This is a genomic window from Pseudomonas sp. MWU16-30322 (genome assembly GCF_020515535.1).
Lineage (GTDB): Bacteria > Pseudomonadota > Gammaproteobacteria > Pseudomonadales > Pseudomonadaceae > Aquipseudomonas > Aquipseudomonas fluorescens_H.
In genome coordinates this window covers 59,395-73,787 of record NZ_JAIWYL010000007.1, presented here as the reverse complement: position 1 = coordinate 73,787, position 14,393 = coordinate 59,395, and the positions used below count along the sequence as shown (strand labels likewise).

General features: G+C 60.8%; 12 protein-coding genes. 2 read left to right on the top strand and 10 right to left on the bottom strand.

The window, feature by feature from the left end:
* Nucleotides 1–3 precede the first annotated feature (3 nt).
* The 5 genes from LCH64_RS15715 to LCH64_RS15695 all read right to left on the bottom strand — a co-directional run bounded on the left by LCH64_RS15715 (nt 4) and on the right by LCH64_RS15695 (nt 4,460).
* Nucleotides 4–1,233 carry a spore maturation protein gene (locus tag LCH64_RS15715; protein ID WP_103483973.1) on the bottom strand — a complete coding sequence of 410 codons (1,230 nt, stop codon included), beginning with the start codon at nt 1,231–1,233 and terminating at the stop codon, nt 4–6.
* Between the two features lie 204 nt (nt 1,234–1,437).
* On the bottom strand, nt 1,438–2,769 hold the full coding sequence (gene gltP, locus LCH64_RS15710; protein WP_003220280.1) for a glutamate/aspartate:proton symporter GltP: 1,332 nt from the start codon (nt 2,767–2,769) through the stop codon (nt 1,438–1,440).
* Nucleotides 2,770–3,471: 702 nt separating this feature from the next.
* Complete coding sequence (locus LCH64_RS15705) at nt 3,472–3,936, bottom strand: inhibitor of vertebrate lysozyme family protein (protein WP_003220283.1); 465 nt, start codon at nt 3,934–3,936, stop codon at nt 3,472–3,474.
* A 2-nt stretch (nt 3,937–3,938) separates the two neighbouring features.
* Nucleotides 3,939–4,103 carry a DUF1328 domain-containing protein gene (locus LCH64_RS15700; RefSeq protein WP_003177151.1) on the bottom strand — a complete coding sequence of 55 codons (165 nt, stop codon included), beginning with the start codon at nt 4,101–4,103 and terminating at the stop codon, nt 3,939–3,941.
* Between the two features lie 72 nt (nt 4,104–4,175).
* Nucleotides 4,176–4,460: a hypothetical protein gene (locus tag LCH64_RS15695; RefSeq protein ID WP_047297449.1), complete on the bottom strand. Its 285-nt coding sequence runs from the start codon at nt 4,458–4,460 to the stop codon at nt 4,176–4,178.
* A gap of 426 nt (nt 4,461–4,886) precedes the next feature.
* Between LCH64_RS15695 and algB the strand changes: the two genes are divergently transcribed.
* Nucleotides 4,887–6,233, top strand: a complete 1,347-nt coding sequence (gene algB, locus LCH64_RS15690; RefSeq protein ID WP_003220286.1) for a sigma-54-dependent response regulator transcription factor AlgB — start codon at nt 4,887–4,889, stop codon at nt 6,231–6,233.
* Nucleotides 6,234–6,243: 10 nt separating this feature from the next.
* A complete protein-coding gene (locus LCH64_RS15685; protein ID WP_226500699.1) occupies nt 6,244–8,034 on the top strand; it encodes a KinB sensor domain-containing domain in 1,791 nt (596 codons plus the stop codon).
* Here the strand turns inward: LCH64_RS15685 and LCH64_RS15680 are convergent.
* The 5 genes from LCH64_RS15680 to LCH64_RS15660 form a co-directional block, all read right to left on the bottom strand.
* Nucleotides 8,031–9,644 carry an EAL domain-containing protein gene (locus LCH64_RS15680; protein WP_226500828.1) on the bottom strand — a complete coding sequence of 538 codons (1,614 nt, stop codon included), beginning with the start codon at nt 9,642–9,644 and terminating at the stop codon, nt 8,031–8,033. The two genes, LCH64_RS15685 and LCH64_RS15680, sit on opposite strands and share 4 nt — an antisense overlap.
* Nucleotides 9,645–9,720: 76 nt before the next feature.
* Nucleotides 9,721–10,500, bottom strand: a complete 780-nt coding sequence (locus LCH64_RS15675; RefSeq protein ID WP_226500698.1) for an N-acetylmuramoyl-L-alanine amidase — start codon at nt 10,498–10,500, stop codon at nt 9,721–9,723.
* 100 nt (nt 10,501–10,600) lie between these two features.
* Nucleotides 10,601–12,682, bottom strand: a complete 2,082-nt coding sequence (locus tag LCH64_RS15670; RefSeq protein WP_226500697.1) for a GGDEF domain-containing protein — start codon at nt 12,680–12,682, stop codon at nt 10,601–10,603.
* Nucleotides 12,679–13,557, bottom strand: coding sequence for an endonuclease/exonuclease/phosphatase family protein (locus tag LCH64_RS15665; protein WP_226500696.1), 879 nt, complete (start codon nt 13,555–13,557; stop codon nt 12,679–12,681). The genes LCH64_RS15670 and LCH64_RS15665 overlap by 4 nt, the downstream gene beginning before the upstream one ends.
* 14 nt (nt 13,558–13,571) lie before the next feature.
* The gene (locus LCH64_RS15660; protein WP_226500695.1) at nt 13,572–14,213 is read right to left on the bottom strand and encodes a thiol:disulfide interchange protein DsbA/DsbL; all 642 of its coding nucleotides are present in this window, start codon (nt 14,211–14,213) and stop codon (nt 13,572–13,574) included.
* Between the last annotated feature and the right edge of the window lie 180 nt (nt 14,214–14,393).

The following is a 14,393-nucleotide window of genomic DNA, read 5'->3' as shown; positions in this document are numbered from 1 at the left end:
GGGTTAACCGAAGAACCAGTAGCAGACGCCAATCGCGCCGAGCACACCGGCCAGTTCGGCCAGCAGTGCGCAACCTACCGCATGCCGCGCTCGCTGAATCCCCACCGCACCGAAATACACCGCCAGCACATAGAACGTGGTCTCGGTACTGCCCTGAATCGTCGCCGCGACCAGTGCCGGGAAGCTGTCGACGCCGGAGGTCTTCATGGTCTCGATCAGCATCGCCCGTGCGGCGCTGCCGGAAAACGGTTTGACCATCGCGGTCGGTAACGCATCGACAAAACGCGTGTCCCAACCGGCCCACTGCACCAGATGCCGAATGCCGTCGAGGCCGAAGTCCAGCGCTCCGGAAGCACGCAGCACGCCGATCGCGCAGAGCATCGCCACCAGATACGGCAGCAGGTTCTTGGCGACGTCGAAGCCCTCCTTCGCGCCCTCGACGAACGCCTCGTAAACCTTGACCTTGCGTAACGCGCCGATCACCAGGAACAGCATGATCAGGCCGAACAGCGTCAGGTTGCCGAGGATCGACGACAGCCCGGCCAGCGCTGTGGCCGACATCGTCGCCAGCAGCGCCATGAAGCCGCCGAGGATCAGTGCGCCGGGAATCAGATAGGCCAGCACCACCGGGTCCCAGATACGCAGGCGCTGCATGAACGCCACCGAGAGGAAGCCGACGATGGTCGAGCAACTGGTCGCCAGCAGGATCGGCAGAAACACCAGGGTCGGGTCCGGCGCGCCTTGCTGGGCGCGGTACATGAAGATCGTCACCGGCAGCAGGGTCAGCGACGAGGCGTTGAGCACCAGGAACAGGATCTGCGCGTTGCTGGCGATGGTCGTGCTGGGGTTGAGCTCTTGCAGCGCTTTCATCGCCTTGAGGCCGATCGGCGTGGCGGCGTTGTCCAGCCCCAGACCGTTGGCGGCGAAGTTCAGGGTGATCAGGCCCAGTGCCGGATGACCGGCCGGGACTTCCGGCATCAGCCGCAGAAACAGCGGGCCGAGCACCTTGGCCAGCCATTCGACGATCCCGGCCTTCTCGGCGATGCGCAGAAAGCCCAGCCACAGGGTCAGCGTGCCGAACAGCAGCACCATGACCTCGACCGAGAGTTTGGCCATGGCGAAAATGCTTTCCACCATCGCCGCGAAAATCCCGGCGTTGCCACCGACCAGCCACTGCACCAGCGCAGATATTGCCGCCACGACGAAGAAGCCAAGCCACAGGCCATTAAGCATCAGTCAAATCCCCCGGAAGATGCGGCGAATGATAGCGGGGTCGCCAGAAACGACAAACCCCGGATTGCTCCGGGGTTTGTCGGTAAGGCTTGCATCAGTCACTGTGGGAGCGAGCTTGCTCGCGAAGGCGGTGTGTCAATCAACATAATTGTTGGATGTGCCGGCCTCTTCGCGAGCAAGCCCGCTCCCACAAGGGTGTTTGCATTATGGCTTGGAGATCTCGCCAGCCGGCAGTTTTTCCTTGCTGCGCCAGTGCGGCAGGGAGTTCCAGTAGCGCTCGCCCTTGGCGTCGTCGTACATGCCTTCCCAACGCGCGATAACCAGGACTGCCAGGGCGTTGCCGATCACGTTCAGTGCGGTACGCGCCATGTCCATGATGCGGTCGACACCGGCGATGAACGCCAGGCCTTCCAGTGGGATACCCACGCTGCCCAGAGTCGCCAGCAGCACCACGAAGGACACGCCCGGTACGCCGGCGATGCCTTTGGAGGTGACCATCAGGGTCAGCACCAGCAGCAGTTGCTGGCTGATCGACAGGTCGATGCCGTACAGCTGGGCAATGAAGATCGCGGCGATCGACTGGTACAGGGTCGAACCGTCGAGGTTGAACGAGTAGCCGGTCGGTACCACGAAGGAGCAGATGGCTTTCGGTGCGCCGTAGGCTTCCATCTTCTCGATGACGCGTGGCAGCACGGTTTCCGAGGAGGCGGTGGAGTAAGCCAGGACCAGCTCATCCTTGAAGATGCGCATCAGCTTGATCACCGAGAAGCCGAACAGCTTGGCGATCAGGCCCAGCACCACGAAGGCGAAGAAGGCGATGGCGACGTAAACCAGGATCACCAGTTTGGCCAGCGGCAGCAGCGAGGCGAAGCCGAAGTTGGCCACGGTCACCGCGATCAGGGCGAACACGCCGATCGGGGCGTAGTTCATGATCATGTGGGTGACTTTGAACATGCTTTCCGAGACGCCCTGGAACATCTTCACCAGCGGCTCGCGCAGGTCCGACTGCAGGCTCGACAGACCGAGACCGAACAGCACGGAGAAGAAGATGATCGGCAGCATCTCGCCGCGGGCCATGGCCGCGAAGATGTTCGACGGGATCAGGTTGAGGATGGTCTCGATGAACGCGTGTTCATGCTGCACTTCGGCGGCGGTCGCCTGGTACTTGGAGATATCCACTGTGCCCAGGGTGCTCATGTCGATGCCGGCGCCCGGGTGGAACACGTTGGCCAGCACCAGACCGACGATGATCGCGATGGTGGTGACGACTTCGAAGTAGATGATGGTCTTCAGGCCGATACGCCCGAGCTTCTTGGCGTCGCCCACGCCAGCAATGCCGACGATCAGGGAAGAGATGACGATCGGGATCACGATCATCTTGATCAGACGGATAAAGATATCGCCTGCCGGTTGCAGGACGTTGCTGATCCACCAGGCTTTCTCGGCACTGAAGTGGTTGAGCAACGCTCCGATTGCAATCCCTAATACCAGACCGATGAGGATCTGCCAGGCGAGGCTGAGTTTTGCCTTCTTCATTATCTTTACCCTTACTTGCGTTTGACTCAGGCACATGCAGGAACTGGAACGCTCTTTCAGCGGAAAAGTCTGTGCATCTGCCTCCGTATAAGGTGCCCCGAAGCGCGTGTTTACGGCTCTTCGGCAGGCGAAAAAAGGCGCAACTATTCCGATGCAAGGTTGCGCCGTCTAATGCCGTAAACGCCTACCCTATGCCGAATCGGCATGAGCTTTTTTAAATGAAACTGGCGTCCCAACCGGTTCGATTACGACATTTCAGCCGGCATAAGTGCCGTGAACCGGCCATTACAGCCGAGGTTGGTTATTTTTTGAACGAGTGAATTCGTCGGAAAATTTAGGAAAAAGCCTACATTTGCAGACTAGATCTCCCACTGTTTAAAGGGACTCTTTCTCGATATACGGTCGCCAGGAAACACCGCGAAATGTTTTCGCGCGCAGTGTGAGGCATTAAAAGACGAGCAGGACGCTCTAGATCAATGTTTTTGCATCGGACAAAGCTCAGCGCAAGTCCGTCGAACCGCTGTGGGTCGGCGAACCTGCGTCGCAGCTTTTACCCTGACCCGGCCCTCGCGCAGGCACTCCCTGTACCCGTAGGTCACTCCGACCCTGTAACAGTCAGAACGTCCCGGCCCCCTGGTCATGCGCCGGCCTTCCTCGGGCAGGCGCAATAAAGGGCAGCGGGGCGCTGCCCTCATGTTCGAATCAGTACCAGTTCGGATCTTTCTTCAACGTTTCCATCAACAGGTTCTGCATGCCCTGATCCGGTTTGCCGAGGAAGCGGTAGGTGGCATGTCGCGTGGGCGACTTGTCGGCCGGCAGTCCTTCGGGCACATCGACGAGCATGGCGTACGCATCTTTCTTGTCGAAGCTGAAAGCCACGATCAAGCGGTGGTTGAGGCACTTGTCTGCGGATTCGCAGAGCGGCCCGACCAGATACTTGTCGCCATCTTCAGTCACGGCATTCATCTGCTGGTCTGGCGTGCCGGACAGGTTCATCACCCATTCCGGCAGGCGTTCTTCGTGCTTCACAACGCCTTGCCAGGTTTCCCGGTATTGCGGGTCGGAGCTGAGCAGCTCGTTGACCCGCGCCTGGCCATCATTGGCCGCCATCGCCATGGCACTACCGCCCAGAAGCAGGGCGGCTGCCAGTGTCTTTAAAGCAATCATCGTTAACCTCGGCCGCGACGGCCAAAGAAGAAGGAAGCGATGAACATCACCAGGAACACGACAAAGAGAATCTTGGCGATACCCGTGGCGGTGCCCGCGATACCACCGAAGCCCAGTACGGCGGCGATGATGGCAATGATCAAGAATGTAATTGCCCAGCTCAACATGGTGATTCTCCTTACTTCTCTATTTAGGGATATTGCGTGTTCTGGCGCGATGCGCCCGAATTCTTCGGTTCGTCAGAAAACCCAGCGCTCTTCACGTGGCAGTTGATCCAGCGGCTGTGGCTGATCGACATCCATCATGCGCATCGAGGCGCTTTCGGCCTGACTGCTGCTGACGGCGCTGAAGTGCGTCTGCGTGCTGTGTTGAATCGAGATCAGTGGCTCAGGCTTCTGGCTGTTTTCCCAGCTCAGGTATTGCTGGCAAGCGATCAGGGTGATCAACAGCGCAAGTACGCCAAACAGGCCTTGCTGAATATGCAGTGGCGAGATACGCACTTGGGCGGCACGTTGGCGAGTCATCCTGGGTTCCTCACTCTTATTCGGTGGGGGCAGTGGAATCTGCCCGGGCTGAATGAGCTATTGCAGGCTGCATGCCAGTTTTTTATTTGAAAAATATTCAATAAAATCAATGAGTTATAAGTGGTGAAAATTCAGCGACGGACGCATCCTGCACGATGGGTCGTCTACGGTCGTGCGGAATGCACGATTATTTCGTAGGAGATTTCATTCTTATTGAATTGAGAGCACGTCCCGGATGTCAGAAAAGTACGCAGGGAACCCCCTGCAAATCGGTGATTGTTTAAAAACTCAACAAAATCAATGGATTGGCCGTTAAGGCAGGAGAGAGCTACCCTCCTATGGCTCGCATCGTTCAGAATCAACCATGCAACTTGCCCGATTTTTCCGGGACTAACCCAAGATCAATCACTATGGAGCGTAGGAAAAATGGAATCTGCCACTGAGCATCAAGGCCGCATTCTGCTGGTGGACGACGAGTCCGCCATCCTGCGAACCTTTCGTTACTGCCTCGAAGACGAAGGTTATACGGTGGCCACCGCCAACAGCGCGGCCCAGGCTGAGGCATTGTTGCAACGCCAGGTGTTCGACCTGTGCTTCCTTGATTTGCGTCTGGGTGAAGACAACGGTCTCGATGTACTGGCGCAGATGCGCGTTCAGGCGCCGTGGATGCGCGTGGTGATCGTCACCGCGCACTCGGCAGTCGATACCGCCGTGGACGCGATCCAGGCGGGCGCCGCCGACTATCTGGTCAAACCGTGCAGCCCCGACCAGTTGCGTCTGGCCACCGCCAAGCAACTGGAAGTGCGCCAGCTCTCGGCGCGCCTGGAAGCCCTTGAAGGCGAGATCCGCAAACCCAAGGATGGCCTCGACTCCCACAGCCCGGCGATGAAAGTCGTGCTGGAAACAGCACGTCAGGTCGCCGGTACCGACGCCAACATCCTTATCCTCGGCGAATCCGGCACGGGTAAGGGCGAACTGGCACGGGCCATTCACGGCTGGAGCAAGCGTGAGAAGAAATCCTGCGTGACCATCAACTGCCCGTCGTTGACTGCCGAGCTGATGGAAAGCGAGCTGTTCGGTCACAGTCGCGGTGCGTTTACCGGCGCCAGTGAAAGCACGCTTGGTCGAGTCAATCAGGCTGACGGCGGTACGCTGTTTCTCGACGAGATCGGCGATTTTCCGCTGACATTGCAACCCAAGTTGCTGCGCTTTATTCAGGACAAGGAGTACGAGCGGGTAGGGGATCCGGTGACCCGCCGCGCCGATGTGCGGATTCTCGCCGCGACCAACCTCAACCTCGAGGACATGGTGCGCGACGGGCGCTTCCGTGAAGACCTGTTGTATCGCCTCAACGTGATCACCCTGCATCTGCCGCCACTGCGCGAGCGTGCCGAAGACATTCTGACCCTGGCTGACCGTTTCCTCGCGCGCTTCGTCAAAGAGTACGCGCGTCCGGCCCGGGGCTTCAGTGACGAGGCGCGGGAGGCGCTGCTGGGTTATCGCTGGCCGGGCAACATCCGGGAGCTGCGCAACGTGGTGGAGCGGGCGAGCATCATTTGCCCGCAGGAACGCGTGGAAATCAGCCACCTGGGCATGGCCGAGCAACCGGCGAACAACGCACCACGGGTCGGCGCGGCGCTGAGTCTCGATGAGCTGGAAAAAGCCCACATCGGCGCGGTGCTGGCGACGGCAGGCACCCTCGATCAGGCGGCGAAAACCCTGGGCATCGATGCGTCGACCCTGTATCGCAAACGCAAGCAGTACAACCTGTGAGCGCCCGACGATGAAGCTGGCGATGAAGTTGCGCACTCGCTTGTTCCTGAGTATTTCTGCGCTGATCACGGTTGCCTTGCTCGGGCTGTTGCTCGGGCTGGTCAGCGTGATGCAGATGGCCGGTACTCAGGAAGCGACGATCCGCAGCAACTTCGTGACCCTGGATCTGGGGCTCAAATTGCGCCAGACCCTCGGCGACCAATTGGTGCTGATGCTGGCTGAAAAGCCCGATCCCGCGGCGTTCGAGGCGTCAAAGCAGCATTACCTGCAATTACTCGATGAAGGCATTTCGCAGGAGGCGCAGGGCGATGGCCGACAGTACGGGTTTACTCAGGCCAAAGCCGACTACCTGAGTTTTCTCCAGGCGTTCGAGCAGTCGCGTGACCCCGGCAACGTGCTCAGTGGCAACAGCGAACTCAGAGAGCGCTTCAACACCTTGCGCAACGGTCTGATCGCCGAACACAAGCATGCGCTGGACAACATCAACGCGGTACAGCATGACGCCCGGGAGCGGGCGCTCCTGGTCTCTGGCTTGCTCGGACTGGTAGGGCTGGCGGTGTTGATCATCGGGTTTGTCACTGCCCATGCGATTGCCCGGCGCTTCGGCGCGCCGATCGAGGCGCTGGCGCAAGCGGCGGACAACATCGGCCAGGGCAATTTCGAAGTCACGCTGCCGATTTCCTCGGCGATGGAAATGAACCAGCTGACCAAGCGCTTCGGCCTCATGGCCGAGGCGCTGCGCGAGCATCAGGCGACCAATATCGACGAGCTGCTGGCCGGTCAGCAGCGCTTGCAGGCGGTGCTCGACAGCATCGACGACGGCTTGCTGATGATTGACCGCGAAGGGCATCTGGAGCACCTCAATCCGGTGGCCCAGCGCCAGTTGGGCTGGGACAGTGACCGCTTGGGGCAGGGCCTTGGCACTGCGCTTGAGCGCCCGGAGCTTGATGCGCAACTGCAACTGGTGCTGCGCGGCGGCAGCCTTGAGCGCGCCCCGGAGGATTTGAGCATCGAGGTCGATGGCGAATCACGCTTGTTGACCTATAGCCTGACTCCGGTCAGCCACACCCAGGGGCATATTCTTGGCGCGGTGATGGTGCTGCACGACGTCACCGAGCAGCGCGCCTTCGAACGGGTACGCAGCGAGTTCGTGCTGCGCGCCTCCCATGAGCTGCGCACGCCGGTCACCGGCATGCACATGGCGTTCGGCCTGTTTCGCGAGCGGGCGAAGTTTCCCCCGGAGTCACGCGAGGCGGACCTGCTCGACACGGTCAACGAAGAGATGCAGCGCCTGATGCAGTTGATCAACGACTTGCTCAACTTCTCGCGCTATCAGAACGGTTTGCAGAAACTCACCCTGGCGCCGTGTTCCATCGAAGATTTGCTGGAGCAGGCGCAGTCGCGTTTCGCCGATTCGGCCGCGGCCAAGGGCATTGCCTTGAACGTCGAAGTGCAGGGGCCGTTGCCGCGCCTGCAGGCCGACCAGGCGCAACTTGAACGGGTGCTCGACAACCTGATCGACAATGCCCTGCGTCATACCGCCCGCGACGGCCAGATCCGCCTGCAAGCGCGTCGGCATGGCGAGCGGGTGATCATCAGCGTCGAAGACAACGGCGAAGGCATTGCCTACGGGCAGCAGGGGCGGATTTTCGAACCGTTCGTGCAGGTCGGGCGCAAGAAGGGCGGCGCCGGCCTTGGCCTGGCACTGTGCAAGGAAATTGTGCAGTTGCATGGCGGGCGGATGGGCGTGTATTCGCGGCCGGGGCAGGGCACGCAGTTCTACATGGCGCTGGCGGTCTAGGCTTCGTCGTCGAGGCGGCGCCCGGCGAGGCGCCGTCCACGGGTGATCAGTTCGATGAACTGCACCGCGCTCAGTGCCTGGGCGAACAGCCAGCCCTGACCGAACTTGACCCCCTCACTGCTGAGAAACACCGCTTGTGCTTCGTGCTCGATGCCCTCGGCGATCACTTTCAAATCCAGTGCCTGCGCCATGTGAATGATGTGCGGAGCAACGCCGCTGCTGGCGGCGTCATGGCCGAGGGCATCGATGAAGGCCTTGTCGATTTTCAGGCAATCCACCGGCAGCGTCTGCAAATAGGCGAGGCTGCAGTAGCCAGTGCCGAAATCATCGATCAGCACCTGGTGGCCGACATCACGCAAGGCTTGCAGGTTCTCCCGCGCCACCACCACATCGATCAGCCCGCGTTCGGTGACCTCAAAGGCGATCTGCCGCGCCGCGACCCGGTGCAGGGTCAACAGCTTGGCCATGACCTGACCGATGCGCGGCACCATCACGTCGCACGCGGCAAGATTGACCGAGATATACAGTTGCGGGTTGGCGCGCAGCACCGGCCCCAGTTGTTCAAGCAGCCGTTGCAGGACGAAATCGGTCATCTGGCGAATCTGCCCGGTGTTTTCCGCCATGGGGATGAACAGGTCGGGACTGGTCAACGTACCGTCCGGCCGGCGCCAGCGCAGCAGGGCTTCGGCGCCCACGCAGTTGCGGTTGTCGAGGTCGAAGATCGGCTGATACAGCACTTGCAGTTCGCCGCGACGAATCGCGCCCTGAAGCTCGGCGTCCAGCGACTGACGCTGGCGCACCAGCAGAAACACCAGGAACCCCGACAACGCTCCAAGCAGCAGGAAGACCGGCACCATCCACCACCAGGCGGTGGGAATGTGCATGCCGGTTCGTGGCGTGATCAGCACCAACTGGTATTCCGGATTTTTAGTTGGCATGCGGTAGATCAGCCGTGACTGGGTGACTTGCAGCGCCTCGCGGCTTTTTGGCGGCCAGGCCTCGGTCGGTGGCCATGCCTGGGCTTTGCCGAGTACAGGAATAGCTCGCTTGCCGTGATCGAGCACCACCAGCAGGCTGCTGTCCGGTGGCAGGTCGACCATGTCAGTCAAATGCCCTCGGGATGTGGCTACGCGGAAATTGCCGCGCCCGAGCATCAGGGCTGCGCGGTTTTCATCGGGTTCGGTGGTTGTGTTGAGCCAGTAGCTGTAAGTCGGGCCTTTGATGTCCGGCGCACGGACGACCGACAGACCTTCTTGCCGGGGCCGGTTGGAGCAGATTCGCTTGCCGTCCATGTAGGCCGCTTCATAGACGAAGCGATAGTTGAAGGTGACCTGTTGCAGGGTGGCGATCATTTCGTCATCGCAACTGCGCAACGGCTGCGCCTCAAGGTCGTCGAGACTTTCGCGCAATTGCCCGAACAGTTGCTCCAGTCGAGCCAGAAAACGCTCGCCCTGAGCGTTCATCTCCTGGCTCTCGTTTTGTTCGATCTGGTGAATGGCGAAGAACATTCCACCGGTGATCAGCAGCGCAGCGCTGAGGACAGCCGCGATCATCGCCAAAAACCACGGGCGATAGAACCAGCTACGCAGCGTCGCTCGGGTAGCAACCATCATGGAATATCCGAAGAATTACCAATGAGTTATAGCTGCTGATTAAGGTTTCGCCCTGACCGTCGGGCGGGCGTCATTATTTTGTCTGGTTGAGTACCAGCAACAATGCGGCTGTTTGCGCGTCCGGCATACCGTCGAAACGCGAAGGTCGGAAGTGCATTTGGAACGCCGCCAGTACATGACGGGTCGCGACATCCAGCTCGCCGGTTTGCGGAGTGTCGTAACCGACACGCGCCAGCTGTTCCTGGAACCAGCTGATGCTCGGCAGTTCGGCGCTGAACTGCGCCTGCTGGCGGGCCACCGCTTGTTCATTGGGCCATACGCCCAGGCCTTCGGCAGCCAGACGTTTCCACGGGAACAGTGGGCCGGGATCGAGTTTGCGCAGGGGGGCGATGTCGCTGTGACCGATGATATGGCGCGGGCTGATGCCTTGGCGTTGGCTGATGTCCTTGAGCAGAACGATCAGTGACTGGATCTGCGCTTCGCTGTACGGGAACCAGCGGCGCCCGGTCGGCGTGTCCTTGAAGCCCGGATTGACGATTTCGATGCCGATCGAGCTGGAGTTGAGCCAGGTGCGGCCCTGCCACTGACTTTCCCCGGCATGCCATGCACGCTGGTTTTCATCCATCAGTTTGTAGATGGTGGCGCTTTTGTCGTCGCCGATCAGGTAGTGACTGCTGACTTCGCCGTGGGTCAACAGCTGCAGCGAACGGGCGAGCGATGCAGAGGTGTAATGCACGATCACGAACTGCACGCGGCTGTCGTGATTGGCCGAGGGATGGCTGGTGTCGTAACGCGGGGCGCTGGCACAACCGGCCAGAACGAGCAGCGCCGCGAGGAGGGCAAAAAATTTCATGGTAGAAGGCAGTACACGCAAGACAGTAATGCAACAGTGTAACGTACTGCCTTGCGTCTCGACGGCCGACGAGCTGATTTAAACAAAATGGAACAATTGCTCAGCCCAGTTCGACCCGGTTACGCCCGCCATTTTTCGCGCGGTACAGCGCCTGATCGGCTCTTTTGAGCACCAGATCGCTGTGTTCTCCCGTCCTGAACGACGCCAGGCCCATGGAAATGGTGATCGTCACCCGTTCACCCTTGAAGTGAAACGGGCAGGCTTCGATCGCCGCGCGCAGGCTTTCCAGCAGTTTAGCGCCCACGGCCGGCGTGGTCGCCGGCAGCAGCAGAACGAATTCTTCGCCACCAAAGCGGGCAATGAAATCTGCACCGCGCAGGCGTTTGCGCAGTACGGTGGCGATGATCTTCAGTACCTTGTCGCCGGCCAGATGGCCGTAGTTGTCATTGATGCGCTTGAAATGATCGAGGTCGAGCATCGCCAGGCTCAAGGTGTTGCCGTGTTGCTGCCACTGCTTGATCTCGTGTTCCAGCCGTTCGCTCCAGGCGGCGCGGTTGGGCAGGCCGGTCAACGGATCGATCAGGGCTTTCTGCCGTTGTTCTTCCAGGTGTTCGCGGAAACCCAGGGCTTCCTGCTCCATGTGCGCCACGCGCTCGGCCAGCCCCTTGAGACGTGCCGCCACTTCCTGCTCGCGGGCATCGCGTTGTTTCTGGTGCTGGTCCATGGTGCCGAGCAGGCCTTCGAGATGGTTCTCCAGCACCTGTTTGAGGTCATCCAGATCGGCAGCTTCCTGCATGCTGGTCTGCAAGCCGTCGACTTGCTCGCGGATCTGCGTGTCCATTGCCCGCGCCGCCGAGCTGTTGTCGGCGTGACCCTCGCTGGCGGCCTGCAAGTTGCTCTGGAACGCTTCGAGGCGTTCGTTGAGTTGTTGCAGATAGGCTTCGAACTCGTGCTGGCCGCTGTCGGTGATGGCCAGCATCAAGGTCGCAAGATCGTCGAGAATCGGCAGCAGTTCGTACCAGTTCAGGCCATTTTTCAAGCGGTCGCGCATCGCCTCGGCCTGCGGGCGATGGCGCTCGGGCAAGGTCAGGTCGTCGAGCAGCCCGATCAGCGTGTCTTCAATGTGTTTGGCCACCGAGCTGTAGGACGGCTCCGGCGAGTCGGGCAGGGCGTACAGAATATCCTGCTCGGGTTGCTCCGGATCGATAGCGGCCAGGGCCTGGGCGATCGGTTCGGGCAGGGGCAGGCTGTCGAGCAGCAACGGTGTCGGGCTGTCACCGGGGTGGATCAACTCGTCGGGGTTGATCGCGGCAACCAGCGCTGGTGATGTGATCGGGGTGGCCGGCCGCGCGACTTCCGGTTCGGTTGCCGGCAGTGCGGGCGCGGCAGCGGGTTCGCTGATCGGCTCGACAGCAACCACGGGTGGCACAAATGAAACCACGGGCGATTCGGCCTGGGGTTGCACGGCTGGCGTTTGCTGAAGCTCAGCCTCCGGTGGTTGCGCGATGGTCTCTGCGGTGAGCGGCGCTACCGGCACGGGTTCGATTGTTTTTGTCGGCACTGGCGCGGGCACGGGCTCTGGCGCAGGTCCCGCGCTGGGTGGCGCAGGCGCTTGAGGCTGATCCGGGGCCGGTGGCGCGGCTGTTGCCTCTTCACTGTCGCGGCTGCCAAACAAACGCTGCAGAAAGCCCGGACGGTCCGGCTCGGCCGGCGTTTCCAGCTGGCTCAGCGCCTTGCCCTGCAAACCGCTGAGTTCGCTCAGCAGCAGCGGCATTTCCCGCGCCTGACCGACCCGGCTGTCGAGTTGCTTGGCGAATTTTTTCAGCGGCTGAGCGACTTCCCGAGGCAGCGGCAAGGCTTGCAGTTGGGTGACCAGTGCGGTCAGCGCGGTGCTGACCTGATCGATTCGGGTCTCGCGACGCTGCTCGGAGTCGAGCACGGCTTTTTCCAGGCGCGGCAGCAGGGCAGCGAGGCCGGCGTCCATGTCGTCGGTGCGCACCACGTCGCGCATCTCTTTCATGCACTGATCAACGACTTTGTCGGTGCCTTCAGCGGCCAGCGTGCTGCGCACCAGACCGCGACGCAGCAAGTCGAGCCGGGCGGCCCAGCGACGTTCGAGCTTGTCCTGTTGTTCGATGCTTTTAAGGTACTTCTCTTTCCAGCGCTGGGCGTCGTCGCTCATTCAGGGGTTCCGCGAGGGGCAGGACTCATCGCGGGCAATGCATCGGCCGTGAGCGAACCCGGCAGACGGATCTCTACCGCGACCGGCAGGTGATCGGAAATGGGTTGAGCCAGCACTTCGACCTTTTCCAGGGTCAGGGTCGGGCTGAGCAAAATATGATCCAGGCAACGCTGCGGCCGCCAGCTGGGGAACGTCGCTTCCATCTGCGGGGCCAGCAGGCCGAGATCGCGTAACGGTGAGTGTTGTAGCAGATCACTGGCATGGGTGTTCATGTCGCCCATCAATATCTGGTGCTTGTAGCCACCGATCAGATCGCGAATGTAGGCCAGTTGCAAGCTGCGCACCCGGGCGCCGAGGGCCAGGTGCATCATCACCACCACCAGCGCCTCTGGGCCTTCGCCGAAGCGCAGCAGGATCGCGCCGCGACCTTTCGGGCCGGGCAGCGGATGATCTTCGATCGCCCACGGCTTCAGGCGACTGAGCACGCCATTGCTGTGCTGGGCCAGTCGGCCGAGGTTGCGATTGAGTTGTTGATACCAGTAGGGGAAGGCGCCGAGGTGGGCCAGGTGTTCGACTTGATTGACGTAGCCTGAGCGCAGGCTGCCGCCATCGGCTTCCTGCAGGGCGACCAGATCGAAGTCGCCAAGCAGGTCGCCGATTTTTTGCAGATTGCCTGAGCGCCCGGTGTGCGGCAGCAGATGCTGCCAGCTGCGGGTCAGGTAGTGCCGATAGCGCTCGGTGCTGATGCCGACCTGGATGTTGAAGCTGAGCAAGCGCAGACGATGGTCTGCGGGCAGGCCCGTGGACTCCAGGTGATGCTCGTTGACCTGCGGATCATGCAGGCCAACGATGCGTTCGGTGCCCCAGCGGTGCATGGCGATTACCGCGCTTAGTTGGCAGCTGCCTTGTTGGCCGCTCGCTCTTTGGCGATCAGTTGATCAGCCAGTTGCAGCGCTTCTTTCTCGCCACCGGCAGAGCCGACGTCAAAGCGGTATTTGCCGTTGACGATCATGGTTGGAACGCCAGTGATTTCATACTTCTTGGCCAGCTCACGTGCCTTGACGATCTGCCCTTTGATGGCGAACGAGTTGAAGGTGGCCAGGAACTTGTCCTTGTCGACGCCTTGAGTGGCAAGGAAGTCGGCCATGTCTTCCGGCTTGGTCAGAGGTTTGCGATCTTTCTGAATCGCGTTGAATACCGCAGCGTGAACCTTGTGCTCGACGCCCATCGCTTCAAGGGTCAGGAACATCTGACCGTGAGCATCCCACGGGCCGCCGAACATGGCCGGAATACGCACGAAGTTGACATCGGATGGCAGTTTTTCAACCCAGGGATTGATCACTGGCTCGAAGGAGTAGCAGTGCGGGCAGCCGTACCAGAACAGCTCCACCACTTCGATCTTGCCAGGCTCTGCCACCGGCACCGGGTTGGCCAGCTCGACATAAGGGGCGGCCGGTGCTTCGGCAGCCTGGGCGGTGAAGCCGAACAGGCTGGCAGCGACGAGAGCGGCGCTGATGATCAGATTACGCATGCTTTACTCCTGGACAATTTTGGTCGCCTCGCGCGACCTGTTTTCAGACAGATCCTGGCGGGCATGAGTTCTGTAGTGTAACGGCAGCGGCCACAAAAAAGGGCAGCCAAAGCCACCCTTTTTATACTTGCTGCGACGGATTAATCGAGCGTTAACGTTGCAGGAGATGTCCATCAGCTG